The organism is Clostridium sartagoforme (genome assembly GCF_004794105.1).
Taxonomy (GTDB): domain Bacteria; phylum Bacillota; class Clostridia; order Clostridiales; family Clostridiaceae; genus Clostridium; species Clostridium sartagoforme_B.
Window position 1 is genome coordinate 1 of the sequence record NZ_SRYR01000003.1, and the last position, 14,766, is coordinate 14,766.

The following is a 14,766-nucleotide window of genomic DNA, read 5'->3' on the forward strand; positions in this document are numbered from 1 at the left end:
GTATTATATGAAAAAACTAATCTAACAACTTTATTTGCAGCAGAACATGGAATTAGAGGTAATGCACAGGCGGGAGATAATGTAGGAAATGAAGTTGATGAGGTTACTGGACTTCCAGTTCATAGTCTTTATGGATCAACTAAAAAACCAACACCAGAAATGCTCGAAAATGTTGATATACTAGCTTATGATATGCAAGATGTGGGAGCTAGATTTTACACATATATAAATACTTTAGCTTATGCGATGGAAGCGTGTGCTGAAAATGATAAAACATTTGTTGTATTTGATAGACCTAACCCAATAGGTGGAGATGTACAAGGGAATTTACTTGATCCTGAATTTAGTTCTTTTGTTGGTATGTATCCTATAGTTCAAAGGTATGGAATGACAGTAGGTGAATATGCTAAATTTATAAATGAAGAATTTAATATAAATTGTAAGCTAGAAGTTGTTGAAATGGAAGGATGGACTCGTGATATGTATTACGATGAAACAGGATTAAATACCTGGGTGATGCCATCTCCTAATATGCCTACACTAACTACTTCAATAGTTTATACCGGTACTTGTGTTTTTGAAGGAACAAATGTATCAGAAGGAAGAGGAACTACTAGACCTTTTGAATTAATTGGTGCTCCTTGGATTGAACCTATGGATCTTAGTAATAAATTAAACTCTTTAGGATTACCAGGTGTAAAGTTTAGACCTGCATCATTTACACCATCATTTTCAAAATACTCAGCATCAGATACTGCTAACTATCCAACTGGTAAAAACCAAGTTTGTGGTGGTGTGCAAGTATATGTAACTAATAGAGATGAATTTAATGCTGTTAAAACTGGATATGCAATGCTATATACAATTAGAGATATGTATCCAGATAAATTCCAATACCTTAGCACTAATTTTATAGATAAAATAACAGGTAATAGTTATGTAAGAGAAGGTAAATATACATTAGAAGAATTATTTGCAATAGTAGATAAAGAATCTAGTGACTTTAAGGCGAAAACAGAAAAGTATTATATTTACCAAGAATCAAATAATAATGGGGAAAATATTAGCAATATTAAACTTGGTATAGATAATATAGAAGAAAATTTAGAGATATTTAAAGATAAGAGAGTAGGGCTAATAACAAATCCATCTGGAATGGATAGTAATTTTAAAAGCTCTATAGATGTATTATATGAAAAAACTAATCTAACAACTTTATTTGCAGCAGAACATGGAATTAGAGGATATGCACAAGCTGGAGATAATGTTGGTAATGAAGTAGATAATATTACTGGACTTCCAGTTCATAGTTTATATGGATCAACTAAAAAACCAACTCCAGAAATGTTAGAAAATGTTGATATACTAGCTTATGATATGCAAGATGTAGGAGCTAGATTCTACACATATATAAATACTTTAGCTTATGCAATGGAAGCATGCGCAGAAAATAATAAAACATTTGTTGTATTTGATAGACCTAATCCTATATCAAGTGAAGTTCAAGGAAACTTGCTTGATCCTGAGTTTAGTTCCTTTGTAGGAATGTATCCTATAGTTCAAAGATATGGATTGACTGTTGGAGAATATGCACAATATATTAATGATAAGTTTAATATTAATTGTGATTTAAAAGTAGTTAAAATGAGTGGATGGTCACAAGATATGTATTATGATGAAACAGGCTTAGATACATGGGTTATGCCTTCACCCAATATGCCAACTTTAGATACAGCAATAGTATATACAGGAACTTGTATCTTTGAAGGTACAAATGTATCAGAAGGAAGAGGAACAACAAGACCATTTGAATTAATTGGAGCACCATGGATAAATCCTATAGATTTAGCTAATAAATTAAATTCTTTAGGATTACCAGGAGTAAAATTTAGAGCAGCTTCATTTACACCACAATTCTCAAAATATTCAGCATCAGATACTGCTAATTATCCAACAGGAAAAAATCAAGTTTGTGGTGGAGTACAAGTATATGTAACAGATAGGGATAGCTTCAACGCAGTTAAGACAGGTTATGCTATGTTATATACAATTAGAGATATGTATCCAGATAAGTTCCAATATTTAAGTACTAATTTTATAGACAAGTTAACAGGAAATAGTTATGTAAGAGAAGGTAAATATACATTAGAAGAGTTATTTGCAATAGTAGATAAAGAATCTAGTGAATTCAAGTCTGAAGTAGAAAAATATAGAATATATGTATCAGCATCAACTATTAATGGGCTTCCTACTATAACTGCAGATGATAAGACATTGAAATTAAATGAAAGCTTTGATCCATTAAAAGATGTAACAGCTTATGATGAAGAAGATGGAGATTTAACCGAGTCTATAGAAGTTATAGAAAATACTGTAGATACTAGTAAAGTTGGGGAATATTTAGTTAAGTATAGTGTTTCTGATAGTAATGGTGGTAATACTACTAAGGTAATAAAAGTTAATATAATAGAAAATGATGAAGATAATAACAACAATAATGGCAATGAAAATGGCAATAATGGCAATGAAAATGGCAATAATGGTAATAACGGAAATGAAAATGGTAATGATAATGGCAACAATAGTGGAAATGAAGGGGATAATGACATAAATAATCCAGAAAATAACAATAGTAACAACTCAGATAAGTTACCTCAAACAGGTAGTGCTGTAAATAATTCAGTATTATTAGTTGTTGCATCACTCCTTATGATATATATTGGAAAATCAATTATAGTAAAAAAGTCTAATAAAGTGGAAAGTAGTAAATAAAATTAGTAAAGAAAAATTTTAAAATATCATTTTATTATTCTAAAATAAACAATATTCTATAATAAAAAAGAAGCTATAAACAGTAGATAAATTTAAATTTATTTACCTTTATAGCTTCTTTTATTTATATTAAAGAAAAGATTATGCTATCAATTTTTAATTAGAAGTTAAAACAATTTACATAAATCATCTATATTTATAAAATTGGAATCTTAGGACCTTTGCATAAGTCAATAATGATTTATTGTTTAACAATAAAATTTGTGTTAAAATTAGAAAGACAAAAAATTTAAGAGGTGCTTATTATGAAAAAAGGATCAACGCTATTTTTAAAAATAGCTTTATTTCTTATAGGTAGTCCAATTGTTGCATTATGTATAGTTGGCTTACCTTGGATTACTAAAGAAGCAATAGGACAATACCCTTGGATAGATTATTTAAAGTATCCAATATTAATAGGGTTATACGGAACAGCTGTAGCATTTTTTGTAATATTATATCAAGCTTTTAAGCTTTTAACTTACATAGATAAAGGTAATGCTTTCTCGGAATTATCTGTAAAGTCCTTAAAAAATATAAAATTTAGTGCAATAACAATTAGTGTTATTTATATATTGCTATCACCACTTTTATACATTATAGCAGAAATAGATGATGCTCCAGGAATTATATTAATTGTATTAGTATGTATCTTTGCTTCTGCTGTTATATCAGTATTTGCAGCCCTTCTTCAAAAGCTTCTACAAGATGCTATTGATATAAAATCAGAAAATGATTTAACAATTTGAGGTGAAGTAATATGGCAATTATAGTAAATGTTGACGTAATGTTAGCAAAGAGAAAAATGAGTGTAACAGAACTTTCTGAAAGAGTTGGTATTACAATGGCTAATCTTTCTATATTGAAAAATGGAAAAGCAAAGGCAGTTAGATTTTCTACTTTAGAAGCTATTTGTAAGGCATTAGATTGTCAGCCTGGAGATATTCTAGAATATAGAGAAGATTAATAATGTATAATTAGAATTTATAATGGAGAATTGATGAAAAAACTCCTAATGGGGTTTTGTAGACTGCTGAGAAACTAAATTATTTTTAAATAAGATAAATAGAAAACTATTATGCAAAATAAGTATCACATTTAATAACTTCAATTAAGATTGGGGTGAGAATGAGATACTTATTTTTTATTTTGTAGAGATTACTAGATTCACTCTATAGATTTTAATATTATAGTTTAATAGACTGTGTTCTATAATTAACAAAGTATTAATATCTTACATATTAGATAAATTTTATATTAAACCCTATAAAATAATACTGGTAATAATATGGAAATAATAAAAAAAGAGGGTTTCTAAAACGAAATTTCAAAATATTTTACAAATATTGAAATAAAATACAATAGATGTTAATATAATATAAAGAGTATTTTAAATGAGATATTATGGAATATATTAGGAGGTGAAACTATGATAGATAATATGGAAGTAATAATATTTGAGATAATAAGCCAAGGTGGAACTGCAAAGGGATTAGCTTATGAGGCTTTAGAGGCAGCTGAAAATGAAGATTTTGAGAAGGCTCAGGAATTATTAAAAGAGGCAGATGAGTGTTTAAAAGAAGCTCATAAGATACAAACAGATATAATTCAAGCAGAAGCAAGAGGGGAGAAAACTGAAGTATCAGTGCTTTTTGTACATGCCCAAGATCATTTAATGACAGCTATTGAAGCAAAGACTTTAATAGAACATATTATAAAGCTTCATAAGAAGCTCGCAGAAAAATAATAAAATCATTTAAAGGAGGTGTTAGAGATTATGAAAAAAGTTTTTCCAGTAACTGAGTTACAAGCGAAAAGGACAGATTACGATATACCAACCTTTGGATATAAAAGTGCTTTAGTAATTTTATTTGGAGCAATAGGTGGGAGTATTATTTTTCCATGGCTCTTAAGTTTATTTGGAGTAAGTTCTAATTTTAGTATCATGATAGGAAATACTTTTATTACTAGCTTTGCAATAGCATATTCTAGATATTTTATTGAAAGTAAAAAGGGTAAATGTAAAGGCTTTTGGTTAAGTTATTTATTTTTTGGAATTTCATTTGGAATAATGTCCTATTTATGGAGATATTTAAATTTTTTCATTTAATTATTAAGTAAACGTTTTTATAAAATTATATTATATTTTATTTTTGGAGGTATTAATTATGAAGGTATTATTTGTTTGTTCTCAAGGAATGTCTAGTGCCATAGCAGTAAATGCTTTAAAGAAAGAAGCTGAAAAGCAAGGCGTAGAAATGGAGGTTAAGGCTGTAAGCACTCAAGAGTTTGAAGAAGAAATTAGAGAAGGCTATGATGTTGCAATGGTAGCACCACAAGTTAGACATCGATTTGATTATTTAAAGGCATATGCAGATGAGGCTAATGTACCATGTGCCTTAATTGAGCCTAGAGCCTATAGTCCATTAGGGGGACCAAAGCTATTTAAACAAGTTAAAGAACTTGCAGAAAACTAATTAGTCTATGTAAGTTTCGATATAATAACAATTTATTTTATTAATATTATTTAAAGGGGGAAATTAAATTTATGAACAGTTTTGCTGATTTTTTAGACAAAAAATTATCTACACCTATGGCAAAGCTTGCAGAGCAACGTCATTTACGTGCTGTGCGTGACGGTATTATAGCTACATTACCATTAATTATTGTTGGGTCAATTTTCTTAATTATTGCAAATCCACCAGTACCAGATACTTGGGAGATTTACAAAACTCTAAAGGCTAATGCAAACACCATAGTTCTACCATATAGAATGACAATGTATATTATGACCATTTATGCTTGTTGGGGAATTGGCTATAGCTTAGCTAGATCCTATAAACTAGATGGAGTTACTGGAGGAACATTATCAGCAGCAGCATTTTTCTTAACTCTTGTTCCAAAGAGTATTTCAGCACTAACACCAGAATTATTAGAAATAGTAAATGGAAATCCAGATTTATTGAAATGGTATGAAGGAGTACCTCAAGGATTCCAAATGCCTATGGCTAACATGGGTGGAGGCGGAATGTTTGTTGGTATTTTATTATCAATACTAGCAGTTGAAATCTTTAGATTAACTAATAAGAGTGGATTTAAGATTTCAATGCCTGAACAAGTTCCAGCATCTGTTGCAAGAAGTTTTGAAGCTTTAACACCAGCCGCAATTATAGTTTTATTAGTAGGTTCAATAACATATTATGCAAAATTTGACTGGCATGGATTTGTAGGCAAATTAGTTACTCCTTTAGTATCAGCATCTGATACATTACCAAGTGTGTGGATACTAATAATTTTAGTTACCTTCTTCTGGTCCTTTGGTATTCATGGAGTATCAATAGTTGGATCTATAGCAAGACCATTATGGTTAGTTTTATTAGATCAAAACCAAGTAGCTTTTGATGCAGGAAAGACTTTACCTGCAATAGCAGCAGAACCTTTCTTCCAATGGTTTATTTGGATAGGGGGATCAGGATGTACTATAGGTTTAATTATAGCCTTAGTATTATCTGCTAAATCAAGTTATGGTAAGCAATTAGGTAGAGTTGCTTTAGTTCCAGCAATATTTAATATTAATGAACCAATTATATTTGGTGCTCCAGTAGTTTTAAATCCAACATTAATTATTCCATTTATAATTACTCCATTAGTAACTGGAACCTTAGCCTGGTTTGCCACATCAGTAGGATTGGTATCAAAGGTTATATTTACAGCACCTTGGACATTACCAGGACCTATAGGAGCTTATATGGCAACAGGTGGAGATTGGAAGGCAGCAGTATTAAATATAATTTGTATTTTAATATCTGTAGTTATTTACTATCCATTTGTTAAAATGTATGATAAAAAGCTATTAAGAGAAGAGCAAGGTGAAAGTTTAACTGAAAATTTAGTGGAAAGTGGAAGCAAAAATCTATAGTAATAAAAATTAAAAAAGTGGTGAAGTAATTCACCACTTTATTTAAAATATGAGGTGAATTATATGGGAAAGCTAGGAATATCAATATATCCAGAAAAAACAACAGAAGAATTAATTTTTAATTATATAGATATGGGAAGAAAATATGGTTTTAGTAGAATATTTTCCTGTTTACTTTCTGTAAATGATACAAGAGAAAATATAAGGAATAAGTTTAAAAAGATAAATGATTATGCAAAAGAAAGGGACTTTGAAATCATAGTTGATGTAAGTCCTAAGGTTTTTGATGATCTAGGTATTAGTTATAAGGATTTAAGGTTTTTTAAGGAAATTGGAGCAGATGGATTAAGGTTAGATATGGGTTTTACAGGATCAGCAGAAGCCTTAATGACTTATAATGATGAAGATTTAAAGATTGAAATTAATATGAGTAATAACACTAATTATATAGATACAATAATAGATTATATGCCTAATAAAGATAATCTTATAGCATGCCATAATTTTTATCCACATAGATATAGTGGATTAAATTTTGAGCATTTTATAAAGTGTACTGAAAGGTTTAATAAATATGGACTTAGAACAGCAGCCTTTATAACTAGTCAGAATAAAGATACTTTTGGGCCTTGGCCAGTAGCAGATGGGTTACCAACTTTAGAGCTTCATAGAGAGTTGCCAATAGAAGTACAAGCTAAACATCTTATAGCCTTGGGAAATATAAATGATATTATAATTTCTAATTGCTATCCAAGTGAAGATGAAATGAAAAAGTTAGGCTTAATGAGAAAGGATATGGTAACTTTCGATTTACATCTTGAAAATGGGGTACATGAAATAGAGCAAAAGATATTATTTGAAGAAAAACACTTTAATAGAGGAGATTTTTCAGATAATTTAATAAGATCTACTCAAAGTAGAGTTAAGTACAAGGGTCATGATTTTAAGTTATTTAATTCTCCAGAAATAATAAAAAGAGGGAATGTAATAATTGAAAGTAGTGAGTATGGCCATTATGCTGGTGAACTACAAATTGCATTAAGTGATATGAAAAATAGTGGGAAGTCCAATGTTGTAGGTCATATTAAAGAAGAGGAAATATTTATATTAGATTATATTAAGCCATGGCAAAAATTTAATTTTAACTTAGTTAAATAAGGAGGCAGTTATGTATTTTTTAGGTGTTGATGGTGGTGGAACTAAAACTTGTTTTACTCTAATTGATGAGACTGGAAAAATTATAAATAAAGTTATTAAAGGTCCATCCCATCCTATTCAAATAGGATTTATAAATCTAGAAAAAATTCTTAAAGAAGGTTTGGAGGAAATAATAAATAATAGCAATATATATAAAGATGATATTGAAAGGGTACATTTAGGACTTGCTGGATATGGAATTGTAAAAGAAATTGCAGATGGAATATCTGAAGTAGTAGATAAAGTTTTAAGTGGAATTAAATATAACTTAAGTAGTGATGTAAGAGTTGCAATAGCTGGTGCCTTAGCAGGAGAAGATGGAATTAATATTGTAGCTGGAACAGGCTCAATAGCATTAGCATTGAAAAATAATGAAATAATAAGGTGTGGAGGCTGGGGATATTCTGTAGGAGATGAGGCTTCTGCATATTGGATAGGAAAGAAAACTATAGAGTTATTTAGTAAAGAAAGTGATGGAAGAATAGAAAAGGGGCCATTATATGAGATAATAAAAACTAATTTAGGCTTAACCATGGATGCTGAAATAATATCTTATGTAAATGATAAGATAAAGGGAGACAGAATAGAAATAGCAAAGCTTGCTAAGTTATCTTCAGAAGCAGCGAAATTAGGAGATGAAGGAGCTATAGCCATATTTAATGAAGCTGCTGTTGAACTTGTAGAGATGATTAAAGCCTTATTAAAAAATTATAGAAATGAGCAGGTGAAAGTCTCATATTCAGGTGGAGTTTTCAAAAGTGGAGATTTAATACTTAATCCATTAAATAATATGTTAAAAGAATATAATGTTAAATTAGTAGAACCGATATTATCACCAGACCTTGGAGCATGCTTACTTGCTTTTGAGGCTTCTAAAAATATAGGTAGTGATAGTTTTATAGATAATTTATCTTTAAATAAAAATATTAGTATTTAATTAAGGTAATAGAAATTAAATATAAATTATATGAAAAATAAGTATATATTTAAGGGGTTTTTATTAATGCTAGTATAAGTGACTATTATTAATTCTAGATTTGAAGAAGATAGAAAATAAGCTTTAGCTAAATATTTACTCTTAAATATTCTAATATATATGGGGAGCTAAGAGTTAATATAAAAAATATCACTTAAGGTAACTTGTAAAGTATGGAAGTAACCAAAAGTGATATTTTTATTTTACATATAGTCGTAATCTAAAGTTATAACACAGTTATATTGTGGATGCTCTTCTCTAATTGAGTTCTTTATATCCTCAAGCATTTTATCTTGTTTTTTACTATTTTTAGAAGAGGATGGTGATACGACAATATCAAAAATTAAGTTCTTATAATCTCCTTCGCCAACTATTCTAAAATCATGCATTGATTTAATTTCAGGATATCTTCTTAATATTTTCTCTACACAATCCCAAGCTTCTTTAATTTCATCAGTTATAACACAAATTGGGTCCATATGAATTACTAAATGGATGTTTAAATCTCTAGAAACTTCTCTTTCGGCTATATCTATAGTATTATGAATTTCCATAATATCGATATCTGAAGGTATTTCAGCATGTAAGGAAGCTATAATTCTTCCAGGTCCATAGTTATGTACTATTAAATCATGAACTCCTGAAATAAGTGGGTAAGAAAGTACCTTCTCACATATATCATTAACGAGTTCAGGGTCTGGAGCTTCTCCTAGTAGTGGATTAAGAGTTTCTTTTACTAAACCAAAACCTGCATATAAAATTGCTAAAGCAACAAATACACCTATATATCCATCTATTGGGAAGGTTGTAAACTTAGATATTAAAAATGATATTACAACTGTACTTGAAGTAAATACATCCCCTAAAGAATCTGCTGCAGCAGCTTTTAATGCTGATGAATTTATTTTATTTCCTATATATTTATTAAAAGTAGATAACCAAACTTTAAAACCTATTGATATTAGTAAAAGTATAAAAGGAACTAATTCAAAAGTTACTACTGTTGGGTTAAATATTCTCTCAATTGATGATTTTATAAATTGAACTCCAACTAGCATTACTAAAAATGCAACTATAAGTGCAGATAAATATTCAATTCTACCATGTCCAAAAGGATGTTCAGCATCAGCTGGTTTATTAGCCATTTTAAATCCTATTATTGTGATAACTGATGATCCAGCATCAGATAAATTATTAAATGCATCTGCAGATATTGCAATAGATCCAACAAACATTCCTACAAAGAATTTAATTAAGAATAATATAAAATTAATTATAATTCCTACGATTCCACCTAAGTTTCCATAATTATTACGGACTTTGGGATCTTTAATATTTTCATTATTTTTTACAAAAGTATTTACAAGAAACTTCGAAATCATTTAATCACTCCTATCTATTTTAGTATTTCTAAATATACTATATTTAAATATTTATTAAATATAATTATTATAAAAAGTCTTATTTAAGTTTTAAAAAGTATTCATTTGCAATTATATATAGCACCATAAACTTATTATATACTAAAGTTTAGCAGTTTCAATTATAATAGAATTGAAAAAATAGGAAAATATTAAATTGGTGAAATATTATTAAAAGTAATTACGTTAGTATATATGAAAGTTAAATTATTTTATGGGAGGGAATTATGGTTGATAGTGAAAACTTTATAGTCTATCTGAAGAAAAGGGATATGGCAGCTTTAGATTATGTTATTGATACTTATTCAAAAAGAATTTTTAGTGTAGCATATGGTGTACTAAAAAGCAGTGAGTTAAGTGAAGAATGCTTAAATGATGTTCTACTTAAAATATGGGATAATGCAAAATATTTTAATAGAGAAAAAGAAATGTTTTACCCTTGGATAATAGCAATAACTAAAAATACAGCAATAGATATTCATAGAAAGGAAATTAAACATTTCAGTAAATTAAATATTGAAGATATGGATTTGTCTGAAGAATATTCTTTTGATAAAAAGATGGAAAATAAGGCAAAGTTAAAGGAGGTTACTAAAGAAATTGAAAGTATGAATGATATAGATAAAGAAATATTTTTAAGGAAATTTTATTTGGATCAACCCAGTAAAGAAATAGGTGAAAAAATGGGATTAACAGATAAATTTATAAACTTAAGAATATTTAGGGGAAGAAAAAAATTACAAAATAAATTTAATATAGGGGAGTGAGGGTATGAATCCAAGAGAACTTTTAGAGAATATAGATAACTTAGAGCTTGATAACAATGAAATTAACGATATTGAAACTAGTGAAATGTATATGCCAGATATAGTAAAGGAAAGGGTAAGGAAAAAAGTAAAATCAACAATTCGTCATAGAAAATCTAAAAAATTTAAAATTGCTGCATCAATAATGATAGGAATTTTTTCACTTGCAGTAATAAGTACTCCTGTAATAGCTAAAAGTAATTCTATTTTATCAGAGCTATATAAAAAAATAGGGATTTTTGATGATTTTGAGGATTATAAAAAATTCATTGGAACAACTAAAGAAGAAAATGGTTTTAAAGTTACTATAGAAGAAATGATAGCAACACCAAATACAATGATAGTTGCAGTAAAAATACAGAGCCCTACTCCTTTTTCAAAAGATGCAGAAGATCATTTGAATGTTGGGATAAATTTAGAGAAGATGGGGATGTCTTCAGCTTCAGGGCAAATTTCAACTCAATATATAGATGATTATAATTGTTTAATTATAAATGAAGCAGACAACAATGAAGGGTTATTTCCAGAAAAAAGTGATATATCTATTAATGTGATTAAATTAAACAAAGAATTTGAAGAAGAGTTAAATATCAACTTTGATATAAATGCAGATTTTACATCAGCCTTTAGAGATGTTGATAGACTTGAAATTAATAAGTCGTCAGAAGGCATGGATATAAAATTCATTACATCATCAATTATAGAATCAAATTTATTTGTGAATATTAAAGATGTAGGTTCTAAAGGTTTGATCAATGCTTTTATTATAAAAGTTGATGGTAGATATCATAGTGGAACAAGTATGTCTTCATCAGAAAGTGAATCAATGATAGAGTTTAAAACTTTAAAATATTCAGAGATAAATGAAGCTGAAAATATAAGTGTTATATATACTGGTTTAACAGAAGAAGAATTTGAAAAGACTCAACTTGAAAAAGATACTATTTGGAAAGAGGAGAATGGAATAACATATCCAAAAGAAATAATTACGAATTCAAATAATAAATATAAAATTAATAAAGCTGAAAGAGAGTCAAGTAAAGTAAAACTTCATATTGAAGGAGATATACTTCCTATAGATCTTCTTACTAAGGTTACATTATATGAGGATTCTGATGTGATAAATAATATTTGGTATGGAACAATGTATAAAGAAGAGGATAATAATTATATAATTGAGTTTAATGTTGTAAATAATCAGGAAGCATTAAAAGTAAACTTTAATAACCATTGGAGACAAGGGAATATTGAGGATTTTAAGGAAATTAAAATAAAGTAATAGCTAATTAGAAATAAAAGAAGTGATTGAACTTGATGTTTTTTTATTAATATATTTTATGAGCCATGCAGCTATAATTAATGGGTGCATGGATTTTTATTTTAGTAGTAAGATATTTTGATAATAGTTTTAGAAGATAATAAACAGGATATAAATGAGGTTTGATAACTTATTGAAATATAATTAAAAAGTTATTTCATTTTTAAATATTTAATTGAAATCAATTTAAATGGAATTTATGGTATAATAAACTTATCAAAATTTTTAATTATTTTTAATATAAGTTGCTAAAATAATGTTAATAAGTAAATATTATTAGTATTAAGTATAAAGTGATTTTTATCTTAAGGTGGAGTTTTCTTAAAAAGTAGAGAACCAAAATCTTGTATTTTGTGTGAATCACTTTTACAGAGTACAGGAATACCGTACTCTATATTAAGGTTAGAAGAACTAATCCAGGTGCGTAGCAGGGATTAGCCACACTTATAGAAGGTGGGAGTGTTAGCAATGGTAGCCATGGGATAAATTAATTAAAGAAACAATACTTATGCTGACTTATATAAAAGTAATATTTAGGAGGAGAACTATGGAAAAAGAATTAGCCTTAGATTTAATTGATTTCTTATATACAAGTCCAACAGCATATCATTCTGTAAAGACTGTAAAAGAAAGATTAGATTCAAATGGATTTAGTGAAGTAAAAGAAAGTGATAAATGGGACCTACAAAAAGATGGTAAGTATTATGTTATAAAAAATGACTCAGCTCTTATAGCTTTTACAGTGGGTAATGGAGAGTTAGAGGAAGATGGATTTAAGCTTATAGGAGCACATACAGATTCACCTGGATTTAGAATTAAAGCAAATCCTGAAATGGTTGCTGAAGGAAAATACTTAAAGCTTAACACTGAAGTTTATGGAGGACCTCTTTTATATACTTGGTTTGATAGACCTTTAGGTATAGCAGGTAAGGTTTCTTTAAAAGGAAAGTCACCTTTAAAACCAGAAGTAAAGCTTGTAAATATCAATAAGCCTTTATTAATTATCCCAAGTGTTGCAATTCATATGAATAGATCTGTAAATGAAGGTTTTGCAGTAAATAAGCAAAAAGATGCATTACCTTTATTAGCATTAATTAATGAAAAGTTTGAGAAGAACAATTATTTAGTAAATGCTATAGCAAAAGAATTAAATGTAGAGGCAGAAAGTATTCTAGGTTTTGATTTAGGATTATATGAAATAGAAAAAGGATCATTAACTGGAATTAATGAAGAATTTATATCAGCTGGAAGACTAGACGATATGTGGATGGTTTATGCTGGGATAAAAGCTTTAATTGATAGTAAATCTAACAAGTCAACTAAGGTTATGGTTTGTATGGATAATGAAGAAATAGGAAGCTTAACTCCTCAAGGAGCAAATTCAGCACTTCTATTAAATATATTAGAAAGAATAGCATTAGCTTTAGGAAAAGATAGAGAAGAATTACACAGAGCTTTAGCTAATTCAATTATGATATCAGCAGACTTAGCTCATGCAGTTCATCCAAATGCTGAAGAAAAACATGATCCAACTAATAGGCCAGTTCTAGGAAATGGACCAGTTTTAAAAACAGCTGCATCTGGAAGCTATAGCACAGATAGCTACAATGCTGCAATATTTGAAGGACTTTGCAGTGCTGCAAATGTTCCATATCAAAAGTTCTTTAATAGATCAGATGTTAGAGGTGGAACAACTATAGGTCCAATAACATCTTCATTATTAACTATTCCAGTTATGGATATGGGTGCACCACTATTATCAATGCACTCAATTAGAGAACTTGCAACAGTAATAGATAATGTTTATAGCGTAAAATTATTTACTGAATTCTTTAACGCATAATTTTTAAAATGCGAATATAACCGCAAAGATAAATGGACGGCTCATAAGACAAATGGCTACAAAAATAAGTTCTAAGGCTCGTAAAAACTACTATGCCAAGAGTTTTGGTAAAACTCGCATGCGCTCAGACAAACCAACAACTCTAAGGCCTAGTAGCTTTTACTTCACCAAGAACTTCTAGTTTTCGCCATATGCTTACTTCACCGTCCATTTATCTTTGCTAGTAATTCAGCATTTAAAATATTTTAGGCTATCACACTTTTTATTGAAATTCAGCTCGTCTGAATTTCTTCCTTCGGTAGGCTTGAATCTACAGGTTTAAATTATTCAAGGAATTTTTAACATATTGTGCGTAAGACGACTTGGAGCTTGCGACGGAGTCCGAGCATAATATGTTAAAAACTCCTGCTCAATTTATTATAATTATCAATTTAAAAGGTTAATGTTTTTGTAGATAAGACATTAATCTTTTTTT

13 protein-coding genes are annotated in these 14,766 nt (G+C 28.8%); 12 read left to right on the forward strand and 1 reads right to left on the reverse strand.

The features are described 5' to 3' along the window. The 9 genes from E5347_RS08555 to E5347_RS08595 form a co-directional block, all read left to right on the forward strand. Positions 1–2,772 (forward strand): exo-beta-N-acetylmuramidase NamZ domain-containing protein (locus E5347_RS08555; RefSeq protein ID WP_136006419.1); only part of this gene is annotated, 2,772 nt, incomplete at its 5' end. A gap of 305 nt (positions 2,773–3,077) precedes the next feature. After that, a complete protein-coding gene (locus E5347_RS08560) occupies positions 3,078–3,560 on the forward strand; it encodes a DUF2975 domain-containing protein (protein WP_136006421.1) in 483 nt (160 codons plus the stop codon). 11 nt (positions 3,561–3,571) lie between these two features. Then, positions 3,572–3,778 (forward strand): helix-turn-helix domain-containing protein, encoded by a 207-nt coding sequence (locus E5347_RS08565; protein ID WP_136006422.1) that lies wholly within the window; start codon positions 3,572–3,574, stop codon positions 3,776–3,778. Between the two features lie 462 nt (positions 3,779–4,240). Further along, a complete protein-coding gene (locus tag E5347_RS08570; protein WP_136006424.1) occupies positions 4,241–4,558 on the forward strand; it encodes a PTS lactose/cellobiose transporter subunit IIA in 318 nt (105 codons plus the stop codon). Between the two features lie 30 nt (positions 4,559–4,588). Continuing rightward, the gene (locus tag E5347_RS08575; RefSeq protein WP_136006426.1) at positions 4,589–4,921 is read left to right on the forward strand and encodes a hypothetical protein; all 333 of its coding nucleotides are present in this window, start codon (positions 4,589–4,591) and stop codon (positions 4,919–4,921) included. 58 nt (positions 4,922–4,979) lie between these two features. After that, a complete protein-coding gene (locus E5347_RS08580) occupies positions 4,980–5,288 on the forward strand; it encodes a PTS sugar transporter subunit IIB (protein ID WP_136006428.1) in 309 nt (102 codons plus the stop codon). A 71-nt stretch (positions 5,289–5,359) separates the two neighbouring features. Then, positions 5,360–6,730: a PTS sugar transporter subunit IIC gene (locus E5347_RS08585; RefSeq protein WP_136006430.1), complete on the forward strand. Its 1,371-nt coding sequence runs from the start codon at positions 5,360–5,362 to the stop codon at positions 6,728–6,730. A 63-nt stretch (positions 6,731–6,793) separates the two neighbouring features. Beyond that, on the forward strand, positions 6,794–7,888 hold the full coding sequence (locus E5347_RS08590; protein WP_136006431.1) for a DUF871 domain-containing protein: 1,095 nt from the start codon (positions 6,794–6,796) through the stop codon (positions 7,886–7,888). A 10-nt stretch (positions 7,889–7,898) separates the two neighbouring features. After that, positions 7,899–8,864 carry an N-acetylglucosamine kinase gene (locus E5347_RS08595; protein WP_136006433.1) on the forward strand — a complete coding sequence of 322 codons (966 nt, stop codon included), beginning with the start codon at positions 7,899–7,901 and terminating at the stop codon, positions 8,862–8,864. 242 nt (positions 8,865–9,106) lie between these two features. Here the strand turns inward: E5347_RS08595 and E5347_RS08600 are convergent, their stop codons facing one another. Beyond that, positions 9,107–10,285, reverse strand: coding sequence for a cation diffusion facilitator family transporter (locus tag E5347_RS08600; protein WP_136006435.1), 1,179 nt, complete (start codon positions 10,283–10,285; stop codon positions 9,107–9,109). 266 nt (positions 10,286–10,551) lie between these two features. Here E5347_RS08600 and E5347_RS08605 point away from each other — a divergent pair, with 266 nt between their 5' ends. The 3 genes from E5347_RS08605 (at position 10,552) to E5347_RS08615 (ending at position 14,291) form a co-directional block, all read left to right on the forward strand. Continuing rightward, complete coding sequence (locus E5347_RS08605) at positions 10,552–11,091, forward strand: sigma-70 family RNA polymerase sigma factor (RefSeq protein WP_136006437.1); 540 nt, start codon at positions 10,552–10,554, stop codon at positions 11,089–11,091. A gap of 4 nt (positions 11,092–11,095) precedes the next feature. Then, positions 11,096–12,409: a DUF4179 domain-containing protein gene (locus tag E5347_RS08610; RefSeq protein ID WP_136006439.1), complete on the forward strand. Its 1,314-nt coding sequence runs from the start codon at positions 11,096–11,098 to the stop codon at positions 12,407–12,409. 586 nt (positions 12,410–12,995) lie between these two features. Then, positions 12,996–14,291 carry a M18 family aminopeptidase gene (locus tag E5347_RS08615; protein WP_136006441.1) on the forward strand — a complete coding sequence of 432 codons (1,296 nt, stop codon included), beginning with the start codon at positions 12,996–12,998 and terminating at the stop codon, positions 14,289–14,291. Positions 14,292–14,766: the final 475 nt, after the last annotated feature.

What these genes read in the sequence shown, in the direction of transcription:
- E5347_RS08610 (WP_136006439.1), top strand. Translation starts at nt 11,096, where the DNA reads ATGAATCCAAGAGAACTTTTAGAGAATATAGATAACTTAGAGCTTGAT.
- E5347_RS08565 (WP_136006422.1), top strand. Translation starts at nt 3,572, where the DNA reads ATGGCAATTATAGTAAATGTTGACGTAATGTTAGCAAAGAGAAAAATG.
- E5347_RS08580 (WP_136006428.1), top strand. Translation starts at nt 4,980, where the DNA reads ATGAAGGTATTATTTGTTTGTTCTCAAGGAATGTCTAGTGCCATAGCA.
- E5347_RS08605 (WP_136006437.1), top strand. Translation starts at nt 10,552, where the DNA reads ATGGTTGATAGTGAAAACTTTATAGTCTATCTGAAGAAAAGGGATATG.
- E5347_RS08585 (WP_136006430.1), top strand. Translation starts at nt 5,360, where the DNA reads ATGAACAGTTTTGCTGATTTTTTAGACAAAAAATTATCTACACCTATG.
- E5347_RS08570 (WP_136006424.1), top strand. Translation starts at nt 4,241, where the DNA reads ATGATAGATAATATGGAAGTAATAATATTTGAGATAATAAGCCAAGGT.
- E5347_RS08595 (WP_136006433.1), top strand. Translation starts at nt 7,899, where the DNA reads ATGTATTTTTTAGGTGTTGATGGTGGTGGAACTAAAACTTGTTTTACT.
- E5347_RS08615 (WP_136006441.1), top strand. Translation starts at nt 12,996, where the DNA reads ATGGAAAAAGAATTAGCCTTAGATTTAATTGATTTCTTATATACAAGT.
- E5347_RS08590 (WP_136006431.1), top strand. Translation starts at nt 6,794, where the DNA reads ATGGGAAAGCTAGGAATATCAATATATCCAGAAAAAACAACAGAAGAA.
- E5347_RS08560 (WP_136006421.1), top strand. Translation starts at nt 3,078, where the DNA reads ATGAAAAAAGGATCAACGCTATTTTTAAAAATAGCTTTATTTCTTATA.
- E5347_RS08600 (WP_136006435.1), bottom strand. Translation starts at nt 10,285, where the DNA reads ATGATTTCGAAGTTTCTTGTAAATACTTTTGTAAAAAATAATGAAAAT.
- E5347_RS08575 (WP_136006426.1), top strand. Translation starts at nt 4,589, where the DNA reads ATGAAAAAAGTTTTTCCAGTAACTGAGTTACAAGCGAAAAGGACAGAT.